Below are 17,477 nucleotides of genomic sequence, written 5' to 3' on the forward strand. Positions count from 1 at the left end.
CCATGTTAAAATGTCATTCTCTTCATGTCCTTCGACTACAACCAGTCCATTGTCATCCGTTTCTGCAGTGTATTCATTCGCGAAAATCAGGGTGCTGCAAAGAGTTGAATGAAGCAGAACTAAAAGGAGAAGAGTAACGCCGATTTTCCTGATTTCCGACCCCTCCCTTACTTGTGCTTAGGTGATAAGTAACTTTTTGTATACTAGCATCATTCTATAAGTAAGTGATTGACTACACAAATCAATATGGCACATAAGTAGTGCACTTTTTGATACCATGTTTTACATAAGAATCAGAAAAGTTTAGGGAGAAATGGGTTGAAAAATCACATAACAGCAATCCCATTGAATAAATATTCAATATTCATTCCATAATAATTATTTTTGTATAGACATTTTTGTCATTTACTGTACATTTGAAGGCAGATTATGAAAATTAATGGTAAAATAATACACGGTTATAGAAAAAGGAGAAGGTGAGATTTTGAGAAGGGTGCTACCAACTTGGTTTGTCAGGCACAAGGACATTATCCGGTATCTGGCTGCCCGGTTTAAACCTGTGCCGGTGGAAGAGCTTGCTTCAGAGGTCAATATTTCAGAACGCGTTTTGAGGGAGGACATCCATAGCATCAATAAGAGTATTGGAACGGGAATCTTCCAGATTGAGCATAAGGATAGATGTTTTGAACTGGTGTTTTTCCCGGGGATGAATCTGGATCATATTTTCAGACGCTACTTCGAGCTGTCGATGGAGCATTCCATGCTTGAACATATCTTTTTCAATGAAGGGATTTCCGTGGATGAACTGGCGGATTATTTTCATACAAGTACGTCGACTACATACCGGCGCATCCACGCCATCGACAGTATTCTCAGTCTGGACTTTGATTTGCATTTCTCTACGAACCCTTGCTGTCTCGAAGGTGAGGAGGAGAGGATACGGCATTTCTATGCCCAGTATATGAGTGAAAAATACAAGAGGGTCTCCTGGCCGTTCGAGAGTATAGACGAAGGGACTCTAACTGAAATCGTCATTTTTGTAATGGAGACTTTCAACGAACCGCTGGATTTCGCCGTGGTCAGAAATATAAAAATCCTGATGTCCGTCTCGATCATGCGGCTCAATCAGAATCATTCTGTTGCGCCTTTCGACTATGATAAGGATAAGGTTTCATACTTGCTGGAGGAACTGAAGAGGGATGGGGAGATGTATCGGAAGCTCGATGGCATGCTGAAACGGAGTCTGGATGAAGTGGTTCTGAGCGACATATTCTATGGTTATGCACAAAAAAACGTCCACTTTACTTACAGTGGACTTCTCAGCGCATCGTTCGCTTCAGAAGAGGTCAACAGATCGTATCTGAACTTCTCGCATCTGGTGGAACAGCTGTCTATCGAATTCAGTATTCCTGTCCACAATCGGGAGCACATCATCATGAACCTGCATAATACAGCCCATTTCGAGAAATTCGAAATCTATGCTGAAAGTGTCTTTTTCAAAAGTGTCAATCCGATACTGGAAGTGGCGGAAGCTCATATGCCCCATTTCTACTCGGCAGCTAAAGAGGGGCTGGCGCATGTTCTCAGTGAACTTTCTTACGATGTTAAGCGAGATTTCGTCAACCACCTGCTCTACACACTGATCATCCATTGGAAAGGGTTGCCGCAGTTCTATCTCAGAAAACAGGGTCAGATCAAAGCGTTGCTGATCAGCAACCTTGATATCTATCATGCACGGATTTCAAAGGAACTGCTTGATATCGAGTTCGGCAGTCAGCTTGATATTGAAGTCTGTAATGGGGCCATCACAAGTTTGGACCAGCTTGGCGAATATGATGCACAGGTTGTCATTGCCAATTTTCCGATGGACCCGATTGAAAATAAAATTGTGGTCAGCATAAACACCGTACCGAATAGATATGATATCAAACAGCTGAGGGAAGCGATCAGCGCGTACTCGGTATTCTCAAGATGGAAATCCCGGGAGGAGTACCGTCTTATCGAAAAGAATTCTGTGGGCTCACAGCTTTAGATCGTCCTCTCGACTGCATCGCGAGCAGGACGAGTCCGGCGAGCAGCATGATGAGACCGGCCCATGACCATAGCGCAAGCACTTCGCCGACGAATAGGACGCCGAGCAGGGAAGCGGTCAGCGGTTCTGCCAGTGACAGGGTGACGGCGGAAGAGGACTTTACGTGCTTCAGTCCACTGGCGAACAGGAAGTAGGCAAGTCCGGTGGCGAACAGTCCGATATATAGTGAAACGGAAATGCCGCCTGAAGTCATCAGCCAGGACGGATCATTCAATAGTAGGAACGGTGTCAGCAGCAGGGCGCTGATGGTGAAGACGACTGCGGTCGTTGCGATAGGTGGATGGTGTCTGACCATCCTCGAATTCAGAATCGTATAGCTTGCGAAAGTCATCCCAGCACCGAGTCCGGAGAGGATGCCGAGCGGATCGACCGTGATGGAGCCGGTGTTGAACATCAGCAGTGCACAGCCGATGATGGCGAGTATGGTGGAGATCCACCATACGCGATCGGGTTGCAATTTGAAGAACAGCCATTCGATCAGACCGGAGAACACCGGCGCACTGCCGATGGAGGCCACCGTTCCGACAGCAACGCCTGTCAGGGTGACGGCATTGAAGAAGAATGGCTGGAAAAGTGCCATGGCGATCCCTGCCGCAAACACCATGCGCCACGGCCAGCCTTTCAGTTTGAACTGCCCCATGAGCAGGGCAATGACAATCAGAATCAGACTGCCGATGATCAGACGCATGGCACCGATGGACAGGCTGTCGACATTTTCAGGCAGATAGGTTTTGGCGGTGCCTGCAGTGCCCCATAGAATTGCAGCAACAAGAATCATGACGGGTGCCAGACTGGATTTCATAATGCTCCCTCCGTTTCAAGAGATGTTTAGCGTGGTATGGACATGGAATGAGTCGCATTATGGCTACTATACGCTAAAATGGAGTATAATTTCTACATGAATGCTGAGATATCGAGAGGTTATGAATATGATTGATACTTTTATGGGATTCGATCCTTGGCTGCAGGCACTGGTAGCCACACTATTTACATGGACCATGACAGGGCTTGGTGCGGCTGTCGTATTCCTGACGCGAGAAGTGAACGACAAGTTTCTGGACATGATGCTTGGATTCGCCGGGGGCGTCATGATTGCTGCGAGTTTCTGGTCACTTCTGGCACCGGCGATAGAGAACAGCCAGAACAACCCGATCGGGGAATGGTTCCCGGCCGCAGTCGGATTCCTGCTCGGTGGGCTGTTCATCTATGGATTCGACAAGCTGATACCGCACGCACACAGGAATTCACCTGAGAGCCGTATGGAAGGCTGGCGTGCCGAACGGAAGCGTAGGAGTACACTGCTTGTATTTTCCCTGACGCTACATAACATCCCGGAAGGACTGGCAATCGGTATTGCATTCGGGGCACTGGCTTCAAATGCAGACCCGGCTGCAGTGGCAGCAGGGGCAGCGACACTGGCACTCGGGATCGGTATCCAGAACATCCCGGAAGGCATGGCCGTGTCAATGCCACTTCGAGGTGAAGGCATGTCCCGCACGAAGAGCTTCTTCTTCGGGTGGATGTCCGGCATTGTCGAGCCGATGGCCGCCGTCATCGGTATCATTGCGATATCCTTCATGAGTCCGGTACTGCCGTATGCACTCGCGCTCGCTGCTGGTGCAATGATTTTCGTCGTGGTGGAAGAGGTCATTCCGAGTACGCAGAAGAATGGCCACTCCGATATCGCAGTCATGTGCCTGATGCTCGGTTTCACACTGATGATGATCCTGGATGTGGCGCTCGGCTGATAATTTCCAACTTCATGTTTAGAACCCCCTCCCAAGTTGGGTATGGATAACAGATAACACAAGGAGGGAATTACCACATGAAAGTACTTGTAATTGGAGCCAATGGACAAGTCGGTCACCAGGTCGTGGAAAAATTAAAAGATAAAGGCCATCAGCCAGTAGCGATGGTACGTAAAGAAGAACAGCAGGGACAGTTTGAAGATAAAGGCATTGACACCGTACTCGGAGATCTGGAGAAAGATTTCTCACACGCTTTTGATGGCGTCGATTCCGTCGTATTCGCAGCCGGTTCCGGCGGCGACACTGAAACGGACATGACCGTCATCATCGACCAGGAAGGTGCCATCGAAGCTGTTGACAATGCGAAAAAAGCAGGCGTCAAGCACTTCGTCATGCTCAGTTCCATGGGAGCAGACGATCCGAAGCATGCAGATCAGATCAAGGCGTATATGTATGCCAAGCACCGCGCCGATGAATATCTGAAAGCATCCGGTCTCGACTATACCATTCTGCGTCCGGGCATGCTGACAAACGATGCAGGTACCGGCAAAGTCAAACTCTTTGAAGGCGGTACTGAAGTCGCGGAAGTTCCAAGAGAAGACGTCGCAAACGTACTGGTGCATATTGTCGAAACGGACAAAGCTGAAAATAGAACTTTCTATGTACACGAAGGCGACACACCTGTGGAAGACACGATATAGAAAAACGAAACTGCAGAGCCTGATTACAGGCTCTGCAGTTTTTTTATCAGGCAGTGCACATCCGTAGAAGTTTGTATTTTAAAGACAATAAAAGTTTAAACTCAAGCGAAAAGGTGAAAATTATAGAAGTAGCCACTGTGGCACGACAAACAAGTGCACAGCAAGGGGGGAGGGGTTCTCGTGAAAACTGCAGCAGATATTATCGTCGATCTGATTGAACGCTTCGATGTGCATGATCCGGGTGCCAGAAGGGCGCACGGAAATGGCGTGAACTATGAAGCGGCTGTGGCATTGAACGATGATGGAAAAGCGATTTTTGGAGACATCCAGAAGGCAGTAATCCGTCTTTCCAACGTAGCAACTTCCCAAAAGGTGCCGGATTCGCTGATCAACGTCAAAGGCTGTTCGATACGCTTTGACCATCCGGCCAGGCCCATAGACATCATCGGTGTGACCTTTCCATATTTTCCATTTGCGACAGCGTCTGAAACGATGGACCTTTTCTATAGGATCCATCGGTTTCTGGATAATAAAAGCCCGCTTCGCTTCGTGCACATCTTCGGAGCCGGCAATCTGTACCGCCACCTTGGACGGCTCGCCCGCTGGCTGCCCAAGGATACGCATATGGATCACTCATACTATTCAGCGCACAGTTATGGCACGGACAACCTGAAGTTCCGACTGGATTACGATACGGATACCGAAACGATTGAAATTTTTGCAGAGCACGATGCTTCGATCACCGACTACAGACCGGAAGATAAAGTGTATCTGGGGCAAGTATCGATCAATAAAGACGCGAAAGTGCAGGAAATCAAATTCATGGATGCGCTGAATGCACCGTTTGATCGCCTCCCGAATGGAGAAATTCCGCTACTCAGACACTTCGTCTACAGACGGTCGTTCCTCGGCCGCATGAGCGAAGTCGAACTCGACCCGCACAAGTACGCAATGCTTAATGAACTGTGGGAAGAGGAGAAGTATTTCGTGCTGTCGAAAGACCGCCAGCTTTATGATGAGATCAACCAGCTGTTCGTTGCAGGTACAGAAATGTCTGTTAGGACGTTCACGCGGCTGATGGATCAGGCCTATGATAGGAAATATGACGAAGAAGCCGTCCGCGATTATTTCACCGAAGTCTGGACCTACTTTACAGAGACTGCAGATGCGGAGGAGTGGGTGGTCTACCAGGAACTGCTGGAAGCTGCCGATATAGACCGGATCAATATGTTCCTCGCCGATATGGCCATGAAATACGAAGTATCTGAACTGCTGAATTCGACTGTAGTGAAGGTTTTAGGAAGAGAGAAATTCATAAAAATGCAGAAAGGAAAGATATAGATGACACACAATGAGAAATTTCAGCTGAATGATGGAAGCAGCCTGCCGAAAATTGGACTCGGAACCGTCAACATCCAGGGTGCAATTGGTGTAAACAGCATGCTGACAGCCGTCGAAGAGAATGGATATCGCCTGATCGATACTTCAACAAACTATCATAATGAAGGTGCAGTCGGGGAAGCGATCCGCCGTTCCACTATTCCGAGGGAGCAGCTGATCATCAGTTCCAAACTGCCGGGTGCAGCACATGACTACGATAAGGCCATCAGCATGATCCAGGAATCCCTCTACCGCATCGGCATCGACTACTTCGACAAGTATCTGATCCACTGGCCACTGCCGATGCAGGGGAAATATGTCGAAGCATGGCGGGCACTGATTGATGCACAGAAGTTCGGTCTGATCAAGACCATCGGTGTATCGAACTTCCTGGCTGAACATCTGGAGCGTATCATTGAGGAAACGGGCGTCACACCGGCAACGAACCAGATTGAGCGCCATCCGTATTTCAACAATAAGGAACTTGTGGAAACAAATAAGAAATACGGTATTGTGACGGAAGCGTGGAGCCCATTCGGCCGTGAAATCAATGATGTCCTTGAAAATGAAACCATCAAGGAAATCGGAGAAAAATACGGCAAGTCGCCTGCACAGGTCATCATGCGCTGGAATCTCCAGAATGATGTCCTGATCATTCCGAAATCATCATCTGCAGAACGTCAGAAGGAAAATCTCGAGGTATATGATTTCGAGCTGACCGATGAGGATCTGGAAGCGATCGATTCACTGGATAAGGGTGAACCGGGCAGAGTGGAAGACCAGCATCCGAATGAATATGAAGAGTATGTATAAAGGCTGAGAGACACAGAAACGTTCCGGGATTCCCGGAACGTTTCTTTATTTCTTCACTTTTATCTCTTCGTATTTCTGGAACCATTCCGGGAATGTCTTTTTGAAGACGACCGGTTTGAACTCGTCATCGACCTTCTTGACGACAATGAGCGTTGTCTTCGCTTCTGTACATACCTCACCGGCACCATTGACGATCTCATAGGCATATACAGTCTTGATGCCGGTATTCTCTTCAATCCATGTGCGTACAAAGGCACGATCCCCATACTTCAATGCTTTTTTATAGGTCACATCGACATTATATACAGGCGCAAAATATCCCGCCCGCTCCATGGCAACATAGTCGTATCCGATATCCTCGATCAGCTGCATGCGTCCGAGCTCCAGCCACTTTACGTAGTTGCCATGATAGATGACACCCATCATATCCGTATCGGCGTACATGATCTGTATTTCCTTTTCTGCAACGTAACCCTGTTCCATACTGTTCTACCATCCTTTGTATTGATTCATCCTGTTTGTTGTGAACACCTGAATTCTATTGTATTACAATTGATCAGGACAGATGTATCGTCTGCCTGCATCTTGATACCATTCATCATTTCATTTTACGCTTACCTTTTCTATAGAAATTCTTCAGTATGTCACGCAGTGCATCGACGGAACGTACGTCACTATGGCTTCGCCACTGGACCCACTCGAGGGCGAGCAAACAGAGCAGCAGCCAGACTGTACCTGCACTGTAGCCGGCCAGAACATCACTTGGAAAATGGGCGCCCAGATAGATGCGGCTCGTACCAATCAGAAGGATCAGAATACTTGCGACGATCAATGCAAGTATGACCACCAGTCTTTTCCGAGTGCGCCTGATAATGATATAGGCGACAAAGCCATAAAAAATCAGAGCGCCCAGCGAGTGGCCACTTGGGAAGCTGAAACCGGTTGCATCTATTGCTTCATTGATGCTCGGCCGGTTTCTCCCGTAAAACTGCTTGAGCAGTGTTGTCAGCAGGGCACCGCCTCCCATTGTAATGATGAAGAAAACAATCCCCCACTTATCTCTCGGTTTTACCCAGAGATAAAGAATGGTAATGGCTGACAAAGCCCCGAGGAACCAGACAGCTCCGAGCTCTGTAATGATGATATAGATGGTATCAAGTGGAGGTGTAGCTATCGAATCAAAGAAGCTGACGATGGCGTTATCAAAGCTTTGCAGTTCTTTTTCCAGAAGTTCATCGGATAATTCTGCAAACAGCCATAGAAAAAAGATGGCTGTACTTAACCCGATCAGCAGCACCAGTATAGGAAAACTTGTGTTTTTATTTTTTTGCTCCATAACGTAATCCCTCACCGTCATATGATATCTGTATTCTTATGCCTCTTTGCATCTACATTGCACGTTCGTTCCTATCCAGGACTGTACCCTGCTGAGACGGAGGGAAACTTTTCATGATGGTGTGATGTCTACCGTATTGATGATTTCCACATAGGAAGCATGGGAAATTCTTTCCGATTGAGGGTATCCGGTGTTCTATAGTGATTGACAAAAATAGTTTGCTTCTATATAGTTAGTTAGGCTAACTAATCGAATGGAGTGTTCCAATGAATATCGAGCAGAGATTTTTTGATGTCTACATGGAAATCTACCGGCCCTATATCAATCGGGCGAACCGCATACTTTCCGCCTATGATCTCTACAGCTCCCAGTGGCTGATCCTTAAGGATATAGAGAAGCACGGAAAGACGTCTGCTGTGGACGTCAGCCGACGCCGGGGGATTGAGAAACCGACGGCAACGAAAGTGATCAAGCATCTGCTGGAGCTGGGCATCATCGAATCGAATCCGGGCGAGGACCGCCGGATCAAGCACCTTACGATGACCGGGTCGGGGGAAGCGCTGTTCAAGGAGGTCCGGGCGAAAATGAATGAACTGCAGCGTGAAGTACTTGGCGATTTCGAGCATGAAGAGCTCGAGCGCCTGATAGATGGACTGGAACGTATCAAACTGTAGAAAGGAAGAGCTATTTTGGCAAAAAGTGAATATATGGGTGATCGGATATGGACGAAGGAATTCATCGTCATATTCTTCTATCACTTCATCGTTTTATTTTCAATGTATGTATCCATAGTCACAATCGGTAATTATGCGATCGAGCAGTATGGGGCGAGTTCAAGTACGGCCGGGCTGGTCTCCAGTATTTTCATTATCGGTGTGCTTGCCGGACGTATCGTGACGGGACCTCAGATCAACCGTCTGGGTGCCCAGAAGATCTTGTATATCGGAGCGGCCTTGTTTTTCATCACCTATATCCTCTACTTCATCAATGGAGGACTCGGGCTCCTGATTGCGGCACGCTTTCTGAATGGTTTTGCGACGGGGCTGATCAGTACGTCGGTCAACACGTTGGCGACCATCTCCGTGCCTGAAAACCGCAGAGGGGAGGGCATCAGCTATTTCAGTTTGAGTTTTGTGCTCGGTTCGGCCATCGGGCCGTTCCTCGGCTTCCTGATGCTTGAAGTGATGACTTTCAATACGCTGCTCATCATCGTCGGTATTGCGGTATTCCTCGGCACCTTGCTGCTGCCGGTTGTTAAAACGAACAATATCGTCAAAGGCGACCGGAAGCCGGCCGGCAAATTCAGAGTGATCGACCGCGATGCGATGCCGATGGGACTTACGGCACTGTTCATGGGGCTTGCCTATGCGTCCATCCTGTCATTCCTCAATCTGCATGCCATCGAGATTGATCTTGTCACTGCGGCAAGCTTCTTCTTCCTCGTGTATTCTGCAGCGATCATGATGACACGGCCGTTTACAGGAAAGATTCTCGATCAGAGGGGCGCCAATATCATCCTTTATCCGGCATTCATCCTTATGGCAGTGGGATTCTTTACACTCGGGAACGCGACGACAAGTCTCGTGCTGCTGCTTGCTGGTGCACTGATCGGATTTGGATTCGGCAACTTCCAGTCCGTCGCCCAGGCCGTCTGTGTCAATCTGGCATCGCGGGAGAACGTCGGACTTGCAACATCGACCTACTTCATCATGCTCGAAGTGGGACTTGGGTTCGGACCGTTCTTCCTGGGGCTTCTGGTCCCTTCGTTAGGATACGGCGGACTCTACCAGTTCCTCGTCCTGTCGATACTGGTGGCCATGCTTATCTATTTCGTCGTCTATGGCCGTCATGAAAACCGCAGGAGACGAGTGTCCGAGGAGAACGGATTAAAATAGATACGAAGACGAAGAAAGCGGTCGGAACACTGGTTCCGACCGCTTCTTTTACATGTAGTAGAGTGTAAATTCAAGGTCCTTCTGAAGATGGGTGACAATCAGCTGCCTTGCAGTTTCGCCATCCCTGTCCTCTATTGCCTGGACAATCTGTTCATGCTCATCCAGCAGTTCAGGACGATGCTTTTCAACGACCGTCCGGCTGAACAGGTAGATGGTGGAATTCAGTCGATCATACGTCTCCGACAGGAAGGGGTTTCTGATGGCCCGCACCAGCTTATCGTGAAATTTCTTGTTCGCAGCCAGCGTAAGTGAATCATCGCCGTCTTTCGCCTGCTTTATATAGTTTCGCAGTTCCTTCAGATCCTCCTCCACAAAAAGCAGCACTGCCTTCTCCACAGCATGGGATTCAATCAGGATGCGCATTTCAAAAAGGTCCCGATAGTCTTCAGGTGAGGGCGTATATACATATCCGTCTTTGACCAGATACTCGAATTCAAGCTGCTTCAGCACTTCACGGATCGGCGTCCTGCTGACGTCATACAGCTTCGCGAGTTTGATTTCCGTCAGTTTTTCCTTCTTATCGAACGTGCCATTCAATATATCTTCCCGCACTTTTTCGTACAGTGTTCTCTCCTGATTCATTTCCTCACCTCGTTAAAAATAATTATACAGGAAAAAAATACAGCGTTAAATGTATACATTTTTATTATTATGGTATACAATGCTTTTTAAGTAAACGTTTCCAAAGGAGAGTATATTATGAAAATTGGATTTATTGGCCTTGGCATCATGGGTGCCCCGATGGTCAGGAACTTGCTGGAACAAGAATATACGGTAATGGTGAACGATCTGAACAAGGCGGCCGAGGAGAAGGTTGTCGGATATGGTGCAACCGCAGTCGGTAGCCTTCGGGAAATGGCGGAGCAGGCGGAAGCAATCATCACGATGCTGCCGAACGGCGCCATTGTAAAGAGTGTGCTGTTCGAAGGAGAGGATGCACTCTATCCCCATCTGAAAGCGGGACAGTACCTGCTCGATATGAGCTCCCTCGCTCCGACGGATTCCATTGAAATAAACAATCGACTCTCTGAAAAAGGCGTCATCTTTGCAGACGCACCGGTCAGTGGTGGAGAGGCACTGGCCATCACCGGGGAGCTTTCCGTCATGATGGGCTGCGACGAAGTGCATTTTGAAAAGCTGAAGGAAGCAGCTGCGCCGATGGCGAAATCCATCATCAGAGTAGGGGACGTCGGTGCCGGCAGCACAGTGAAGCTGGCCAATCAGATCATCGTCAACACGAATATTGCGGCACTGTCGGAAGCGGTCGTTCTGGCTAAAAGTTTCAACATCGACCTCGATGCGATGTTCGAAGCCATCAGAAATGGTCTGGCGGGATCGAGTGTCATGGAAGCGAAGTTCCCGAAGATGATTGCAGAGGACTACACACCGGGCGGCACCATCAACATCAACTACAAGGATCTGCATAACGTCACGACGACAAGCGACCAGGAGAAGATCACGCTGCCGCTGACAAACATGGTGAAGGAAATGTACAAGTCGGAAATTATCAACGGCAATGGCATGAACGACCACTCGGGCGTCATCAGATATATTGAAAGAATCAACGGGAAGCAGGGATGAAGATGAACTGGGACATAGTGAACGAAGCAGCAGACTGCAGCACGGAAAGAGACTTCGATGGCTTCAACTATAAGGTTGTCGTCCTTGATGACGATCCGACAGGAACACAGACCGTCAAGGATCTGAACGTCTATACTGCCTGGGACGAAGCACTTGTGCGGGATGGCTTCCAGTCCGACAACAGCATGTTCTATATCATGACCAACTCGCGGGCACTGTCCGAGGCGGAGACGATCAGGGTGCATGAGGAAATCACTCACGTGCTTGAGAAGGTGTCGAAGGCACTCGACCAGCCCTACCTTGTTATCAGCAGGGGAGACTCGACGCTAAGAGGGCATTCCTACGTCGAGCCGAAGACCATCAATGACGCCAGTCCGGATGGGTTCGATGCGGTTTTCCATATTCCTGTATTCTTTGAAGGCGGGCGCTATACGTACGAGGGTGTGCACTATCTGAAAGAAGGCGAGACGTTCATACCCGTTCATGAGAGCGAATTCGCAAATGATTCGACGTTCGGTTTCGAAGCAGCAACACTGCAGCAGTATGTTGCCGAGAAGAGTGGCGGTGCAGTCGAGCCGGGCCAGGTGAAGCACATCAGTCTCGATATGCTCAGAGGGTGCGATGACGCACAGCTTCTGGAATTCATCGATGCACTGTCGGACTTTGACCAGGTGGTTGTCGATGCTGCGAATGACAAGGATCTCGAGTTCTTCACTTCTGTCCTGATGGACTACCTGAACCGCGAAGATAGGAAGTTCATTTTCAGAACAGCCGCTTCCTTCGTCAAATCGATCTGCGCGACACCGGGAGAAGTGCTCGATCGGACGCAGATGACAGATGCAGGCGATACGCATGGTGGCATCATCGTCGTCGGTTCGCACGTCAAAAAGACGACCGAACAGCTTGAACAGCTGATCAGCCACTCCGGCATCGAAGCGATGGAATTCGATGTGGCTGAAGTACGGGATGCAAAAAGGCTGGCCGGCTACATCGAGCAGCAGAGAAAGCGGGCGGAGGAACTGATTGGACAGGGCAAGGATGTCGCCATCTTCACCTCCCGTGAACTGATCCGGACAGAAGACAGGGAAGAGAGCCTGAAAATATCGAAGCGGATCTCGGAAAGCCTTGTAGAGATTGTCTCAAGCCTTGAAATCAAACCAAGATTCATCATCGCCAAAGGCGGCATCACGTCGAGCGACCTTGCGACAATCGGTCTTCGCGTGAGGAAAGCACGGGTGCTGGGACAGGCTGAAAAAGGGATCCCGGTCTGGTTGACGATGGCTGAGTCGAAGTATCCTGACATGCCGTATATCGTCTTCCCGGGCAATGTCGGGGATGCCGGAACGCTTCTTGACGTCTACAGAAAACTGGATAGGGGAGAAGAATGACATGCTGCTGATTCTATTCATACTCGCACTCGCAATACTGTTCCTGCTCATATTGAAATTCAAGATTGAACCGTTCATTGCCCTGCTCATCGTATCATTCGGTCTGGCATTGGCAGTCCGCATCCCGATCAGCGAAGCATCAAGCATCATCGCTGATGGTTTCGGCAGCACATTGGCCGGTGTCGGCATCCTCATCGGACTCGGCATCGTCTTCGGGCAGTTCCTGGCCAAAGCCGGTGCAGTGGAGAAGATTGCTGAGGGCATCCTCTCCCTGACCGGTTCCAGAAAATCACCGGCCGGTCTGGCATTGACCGGCACTATCGTATCGATACCTGTATTTTTCGATGCGGCATTCGTCATTCTGAACAGGGTGATCAGAAGTCTGAGCACGCGGACGGGCATTGCCCGCATCACTTTTGTAACCGCTCTCGCGGTGGGTCTGATCGTTTCCCACAGCATGGTCATTCCGACACCAGGGCCGCTGGTCGTTGCAGAGAACGTCGGTGTCGACCTCGGCATCTTCCTGATTGCCGGCATATTTGTCGCTGTTGTGGCGACACTTGTCGGCGGCTATGGCTACGGCATGTTCATCGGCAGACGGATGAAGCATGAAGCCGAGGAGGAAGCGGATGACATGGCGGAAGCTCCGGAAGCACACGAGCCGGTCAAGCAGATTTCGAAGAAGCTTTCTTTCGGACTCATTGCACTGCCGATTGTACTCATTCTGAGCAATACGATGGCCGAGCTTTTCATTCCTGAAAATCCACTATCCGCGTTCTTCGCATTCGTCGGAGATAAGAACGTGGCGCTCCTGATCGCCGTGCTCGTTGCATTGGTTGTACTGCGTCCATACATTGCAGGCGAATACAAAATCCAGTTCAACCAGTCGATGCAGGATGCAGGAAGCATACTGCTGATCACCGGTGCCGGCGGGGCATTCGGTGCAGTCATCAACGCCAGCGGCATGGGGGACTACCTCATCGAAATGATGACCAGCTGGAACATCCACATTCTGCTGCTGGCCTTCATCTTCACACAGATACTCAGAGCATCTCTCGGATCTTCGACAGTTGCCCTGGTGACGACATCGAGCATACTGGGGCCACAGATTGCTGATCTCGCAGTGTCCCCGGTACTCCTCGCACTCGCCATCTGTTCAGGTGCAATCGGGCTGTCGCTGCCGAACGACTTCGGCTTCTGGGTCGTCAACCGTTTCGGCAGACTGACAGTGACGCAGACCCTCCAGGCATGGTCGCTCGGCGGATTTATTGCCGGACTGACAGGTCTTGGTCTCGTCTACATCATGCACTTCATCACCCAGCTGGTCTAGCTATACCGAAAGAAAGAGCGGTCATCATCCCTTCAGATGATGGCCGCTCTTTCTATTGATGTCATCTATTACGTATGGACAGTCCATATTGTACATTCGATATGAGAAGTATTGCTGCAATCAGAAACATGCCGAGTATCTGGGTATTGCCTGTGAAAACAGAATATACAACGAGAACAACAAGTGCTATGAAAAGTAGAGATGATGTGCTGACATATGCTTTGTAGAGTCCGTTGAGCATGATATGCCGCTCTCCCTCGTCCGATATGGCGAGGAGCTTATCTGCATAGTGCTTGTCCGATACATCAGGCAGAGACCTCTCGGGATAGATCAGTTTTGTCAGGGCAGGCGTCAACAGCTGGAATATGAATGCAGTGATGAAAGTGATCATGCCAGCCAGCAGATGCCAGACAGGCGTCTCCATGATAGCCCCCATCCCTAAAGCAAGAACGGCGATTACAGTCGAGAACTGGGTGATGAGTGTAAGGTCTACAAATTTCCTGTACTTGCGCTGCTCCATTGCGTCCTCATCACTTCCTTTTACAGTCGCCATGCTCCTGAGTTGGAAATACTTGTAGATTGCAAAAACGGTCGTCAGGACGGCAATCACAAGCAGCGCAATCGGGACCCATCGGTTGCCTGTCATCAGCTGTTGACGGACATCACTGTTCATTACAAGATAGGCAATAGTGAATCCCAGAGCAGCATAGAGCAGCAGTTTCAAAACATGTTTCATCTAGAGTTCCTCCTCTTCAAATATGAAAATCTCTTCAATCGGTTCCTCGAAGATCTTTGCAAAACGTTTGGCGATCAGCAGGGAAGGGATATATTCCTCGCGTTCGATCAGGCTGACGGTCTGTCTCGAGATTCTGGCACGTTTCGCGAGTTCGGTCTGATTCAGTCCATGGCGTGCACGCAGTTCCTTCAGTCGTGTTCTCATCATCTCACCTCTTAGAGCAAGTATACAATGTTATTGTCAAAATGACAAGTAAAGTTGTCAAAAATAAAAGTAATGCAGACAGTTCATGTATTTTCTGAATCTTGTGATATAATGCGTGGGAAACCTGTTTTTACAATGGAGGGAAAAGGATTGAAACTATTGACGTTTTATAGTGAGGGACAGCTTAAACCGGGTGTACTGACAAATAGGGGCATTCTTGATATATCAGGGTCCTATCCGACCATGATCGAAGCCATAGAACGTTATAGGGGACTGGATGAATTTCTCGAGTTTGCGCTGGAGGAGGAGTCCGATTTCTTCCTGGATCAAAAGGATCTGGAGCTCGGTCCGGCCATCGACTGTGCGGAAAAGATCATCTGTGTCGGACTGAACTACAGGAAGCATGCAGAGGAGTCCGGCATGCCTGCTCCCGACTACCCGATACTTTTCAGCAAGTATCGGAACAGCCTGTCCGGAAGTGGGGAAACCGTCGGCATCCCGCTCGAGGCGGAACAGGTGGACTATGAGGCGGAACTGGCCATCGTCATGGGAAAAACGGCGAAGAACATCACCGAGGAAGAGGCCGAGGACTACATTTTCGGCTACTGTGCGGCCAATGATCTCTCCGAAAGATCCTTCCAGTTCCGAAGCGGCCAGTGGCTGCTCGGCAAAAGCCTGGATGGCTTCTGTCCACTCGGGCCATATATCGTGACTGCGGATGAAATCGAAGATCCAAACAAGCTGCGCATCCGTGCGAGTGTAAACGGCGAAATCCGGCAGGATTCAAACACCAACGACATGATATTCAAATGTGAAGCACTGGTCAGCTACATCTCCCACTACATGACACTGAAGCCGGGAGATGTCATTCTGACAGGCACACCGGAAGGTGTGGCACTCGGTTATCCGGAAGACAGCCGGCCATGGCTCCGGGATGGCGATGTCGTCACAGTGGAGATTGAAGATCTCGGCAGTCTGGTTACGCATATGGAGGGCGAATAGAATGCATCATGTCATTCGTAATGTCCAATTTTTTGATGGAGATGGACTGTGCCAGGGAAATGTTGAGGTATGATTTTCATACCTGGCTCCCGCTCGCCTGGTACGAAAATCATGGGGTATCCTGAAAAAGGGATTGGGACAAAAGTGTTGAACAGATTATGCATGTCATGAAATATAAGTAAAATCCGTACGTTTGACTCCTTGGGGAATAGCATCAGCGTAAGACTATCGGCTTACGCGATGCCCCAGGAAAGCAGACGTACGGATTACTTATTTATGACTAGACCCTTCATTTTTCAAGCTAGTCTGCCTGCATGCCGCCATCAACGTTATACATTGAGCCGGTGACGAATGAGGCGTCATCAGAGGCGAGGAAGTAGACGACTTTCGCGACTTCCTCCGGTGTGCCGAAGCGGCCGAATGGAATGCCGGCCTTGATGGCTTCTCCGGATTTCTCAGGTTCTCCGGGTGACAGGTTGTTCTGGATGTCTGACAGCATGTCTGTATCAATGGCTGCAGGTGCAACGGCATTGACGCGGATATTATTCCCGGCAGCTTCAAGTGCAGCGGTCTTTGTCAGCCCTGCGACTGCGTGCTTCGATGCGATATAGGCCGGCATGCCTGCCGAGCCGATGTAGGCTGCATTTGACGCGGTATTTACAATACTGCCGTAGTCCTGCTTCTCCATCTGCCGTATGACATGTTTCATGCCGAGGAAGACACCGGTTGTATTGATGCTCATCACCAGGTCGAAATCCTTCTTCGGCAAGTCCTTGATCTCCTTGAACGGTCCGTTGATGCCAGCATTATTGAAGAAAATATCAATTTTGCCAAACGTATCGACTGTTTCCTTTACATAGTTCTCAACTTCATCTTCATTTGTTACGTCCGCTTTGATCAGATGGATGTCGTCACTGCCGAGATTTTCCTTCGCACTTTCGAGGGCATCCATGTTCACATCGACAAGTACTACCTTTGCCCCACCATCGAGAAATCTTTTCGCTGCTGCCTGACCGATTCCACCTGCACCACCAGTAATAAGTACAATATTGTCCTGCATGTTCTGCCTCCTAAATAATGTGTATAATTACAATATAAAGAAAGCGATTACAAAATACAATCGATACGCTTCGGGAAATCTCACCAGGCAGACCATTTGATTTACGGCAGTCTGAAGCCCAACATGGAACTATAAAAACAAGGAGGCGAAT

18 protein-coding genes are annotated in these 17,477 nt (G+C 49.2%); 11 read left to right on the top strand and 7 right to left on the bottom strand.

All coding sequences use genetic code 11. The features are described from left to right. Nucleotides 1-493: 493 nt before the first annotated feature. On the top strand, nucleotides 494-2,032 hold the full coding sequence (locus J4760_RS06255; protein WP_237605334.1) for an AcpB/EbpR/MafR family transcriptional regulator: 1,539 nt from the start codon (nucleotides 494-496) through the stop codon (nucleotides 2,030-2,032). Here the strand turns inward: J4760_RS06255 and J4760_RS06260 are convergent. Further along, entirely contained in the window at nucleotides 1,998-2,894 is an 897-nt protein-coding gene (locus J4760_RS06260; protein ID WP_237605124.1) for an EamA family transporter, read from the bottom strand. The genes J4760_RS06255 and J4760_RS06260 overlap by 35 nt on opposite strands. 127 nt (nucleotides 2,895-3,021) lie before the next feature. Here J4760_RS06260 and J4760_RS06265 point away from each other — a divergent pair, with 127 nt between their 5' ends. The 4 genes from J4760_RS06265 (at nucleotide 3,022) to J4760_RS06280 (ending at nucleotide 6,734) form a co-directional block, all read left to right on the top strand. Beyond that, nucleotides 3,022-3,840 (top strand): ZIP family metal transporter, encoded by an 819-nt coding sequence (locus tag J4760_RS06265; protein ID WP_145290111.1) that lies wholly within the window; start codon nucleotides 3,022-3,024, stop codon nucleotides 3,838-3,840. Nucleotides 3,841-3,917: 77 nt separating this feature from the next. Beyond that, entirely contained in the window at nucleotides 3,918-4,541 is a 624-nt protein-coding gene (locus J4760_RS06270; RefSeq protein ID WP_237605125.1) for an SDR family oxidoreductase, read from the top strand. Between the two features lie 180 nt (nucleotides 4,542-4,721). Continuing rightward, nucleotides 4,722-5,882, top strand: a complete 1,161-nt coding sequence (locus J4760_RS13310; RefSeq protein ID WP_237605126.1) for a catalase family protein — start codon at nucleotides 4,722-4,724, stop codon at nucleotides 5,880-5,882. Next, complete coding sequence (locus J4760_RS06280; RefSeq protein ID WP_237605127.1) at nucleotides 5,883-6,734, top strand: aldo/keto reductase; 852 nt, start codon at nucleotides 5,883-5,885, stop codon at nucleotides 6,732-6,734. Between the two features lie 45 nt (nucleotides 6,735-6,779). Here the strand turns inward: J4760_RS06280 and J4760_RS06285 are convergent, their stop codons facing one another. Beyond that, on the bottom strand, nucleotides 6,780-7,217 hold the full coding sequence (locus J4760_RS06285) for an acyl-CoA thioesterase (RefSeq protein WP_237605128.1): 438 nt from the start codon (nucleotides 7,215-7,217) through the stop codon (nucleotides 6,780-6,782). Between the two features lie 115 nt (nucleotides 7,218-7,332). Further along, nucleotides 7,333-8,070 (bottom strand): phosphatase PAP2 family protein, encoded by a 738-nt coding sequence (locus tag J4760_RS06290; protein ID WP_237605129.1) that lies wholly within the window; start codon nucleotides 8,068-8,070, stop codon nucleotides 7,333-7,335. A 266-nt stretch (nucleotides 8,071-8,336) separates the two neighbouring features. Here J4760_RS06290 and J4760_RS06295 point away from each other — a divergent pair, with 266 nt between their 5' ends. Together J4760_RS06295 and J4760_RS06300 are read left to right on the top strand one after the other, a co-directional pair. Further along, a complete protein-coding gene (locus tag J4760_RS06295; protein WP_237605130.1) occupies nucleotides 8,337-8,744 on the top strand; it encodes a MarR family winged helix-turn-helix transcriptional regulator in 408 nt (135 codons plus the stop codon). A 15-nt stretch (nucleotides 8,745-8,759) separates the two neighbouring features. After that, the gene (locus J4760_RS06300) at nucleotides 8,760-9,965 is read left to right on the top strand and encodes an MFS transporter (protein WP_237605131.1); all 1,206 of its coding nucleotides are present in this window, start codon (nucleotides 8,760-8,762) and stop codon (nucleotides 9,963-9,965) included. Between the two features lie 48 nt (nucleotides 9,966-10,013). Here J4760_RS06300 and J4760_RS06305 read toward each other — a convergent pair whose 3' ends face one another. Then, a complete protein-coding gene (locus J4760_RS06305; protein WP_237605132.1) occupies nucleotides 10,014-10,607 on the bottom strand; it encodes a GntR family transcriptional regulator in 594 nt (197 codons plus the stop codon). A gap of 117 nt (nucleotides 10,608-10,724) precedes the next feature. On the opposite strand from J4760_RS06305, the gene J4760_RS06310 reads away from it, so the two are divergent. The 3 genes from J4760_RS06310 to J4760_RS06320 are packed head-to-tail and all read left to right on the top strand — an operon-like array spanning nucleotide 10,725 to nucleotide 14,324. Further along, nucleotides 10,725-11,606, top strand: a complete 882-nt coding sequence (locus tag J4760_RS06310; RefSeq protein ID WP_237605133.1) for an NAD(P)-binding domain-containing protein — start codon at nucleotides 10,725-10,727, stop codon at nucleotides 11,604-11,606. A 2-nt stretch (nucleotides 11,607-11,608) separates the two neighbouring features. After that, nucleotides 11,609-12,994 carry a four-carbon acid sugar kinase family protein gene (locus tag J4760_RS06315; protein WP_237605134.1) on the top strand — a complete coding sequence of 462 codons (1,386 nt, stop codon included), beginning with the start codon at nucleotides 11,609-11,611 and terminating at the stop codon, nucleotides 12,992-12,994. 1 nt (nucleotide 12,995) lies between these two features. Then, nucleotides 12,996-14,324, top strand: a complete 1,329-nt coding sequence (locus J4760_RS06320; protein WP_237605135.1) for a GntP family permease — start codon at nucleotides 12,996-12,998, stop codon at nucleotides 14,322-14,324. A 61-nt stretch (nucleotides 14,325-14,385) separates the two neighbouring features. Here the strand turns inward: J4760_RS06320 and J4760_RS06325 are convergent, their stop codons facing one another. Both J4760_RS06325 and J4760_RS06330 read right to left on the bottom strand, forming a co-directional pair. Then, nucleotides 14,386-15,060: a DUF3169 family protein gene (locus tag J4760_RS06325; RefSeq protein WP_237605136.1), complete on the bottom strand. Its 675-nt coding sequence runs from the start codon at nucleotides 15,058-15,060 to the stop codon at nucleotides 14,386-14,388. Beyond that, nucleotides 15,061-15,264: a helix-turn-helix transcriptional regulator gene (locus tag J4760_RS06330; RefSeq protein ID WP_237605137.1), complete on the bottom strand. Its 204-nt coding sequence runs from the start codon at nucleotides 15,262-15,264 to the stop codon at nucleotides 15,061-15,063. Between the two features lie 150 nt (nucleotides 15,265-15,414). On the opposite strand from J4760_RS06330, the gene J4760_RS06335 reads away from it, so the two are divergent. Further along, nucleotides 15,415-16,266, top strand: coding sequence for a fumarylacetoacetate hydrolase family protein (locus J4760_RS06335; protein ID WP_237605138.1), 852 nt, complete (start codon nucleotides 15,415-15,417; stop codon nucleotides 16,264-16,266). A 301-nt stretch (nucleotides 16,267-16,567) separates the two neighbouring features. Here J4760_RS06335 and J4760_RS06340 read toward each other — a convergent pair whose 3' ends face one another. After that, nucleotides 16,568-17,326, bottom strand: coding sequence for an SDR family NAD(P)-dependent oxidoreductase (locus tag J4760_RS06340; protein ID WP_145290154.1), 759 nt, complete (start codon nucleotides 17,324-17,326; stop codon nucleotides 16,568-16,570). Nucleotides 17,327-17,477: the final 151 nt, after the last annotated feature.

The organism is Salinicoccus sp. ID82-1 (genome assembly GCF_021991715.1).
In the GTDB taxonomy this organism is placed as follows: domain Bacteria; phylum Bacillota; class Bacilli; order Staphylococcales; family Salinicoccaceae; genus Salinicoccus; species Salinicoccus cyprini.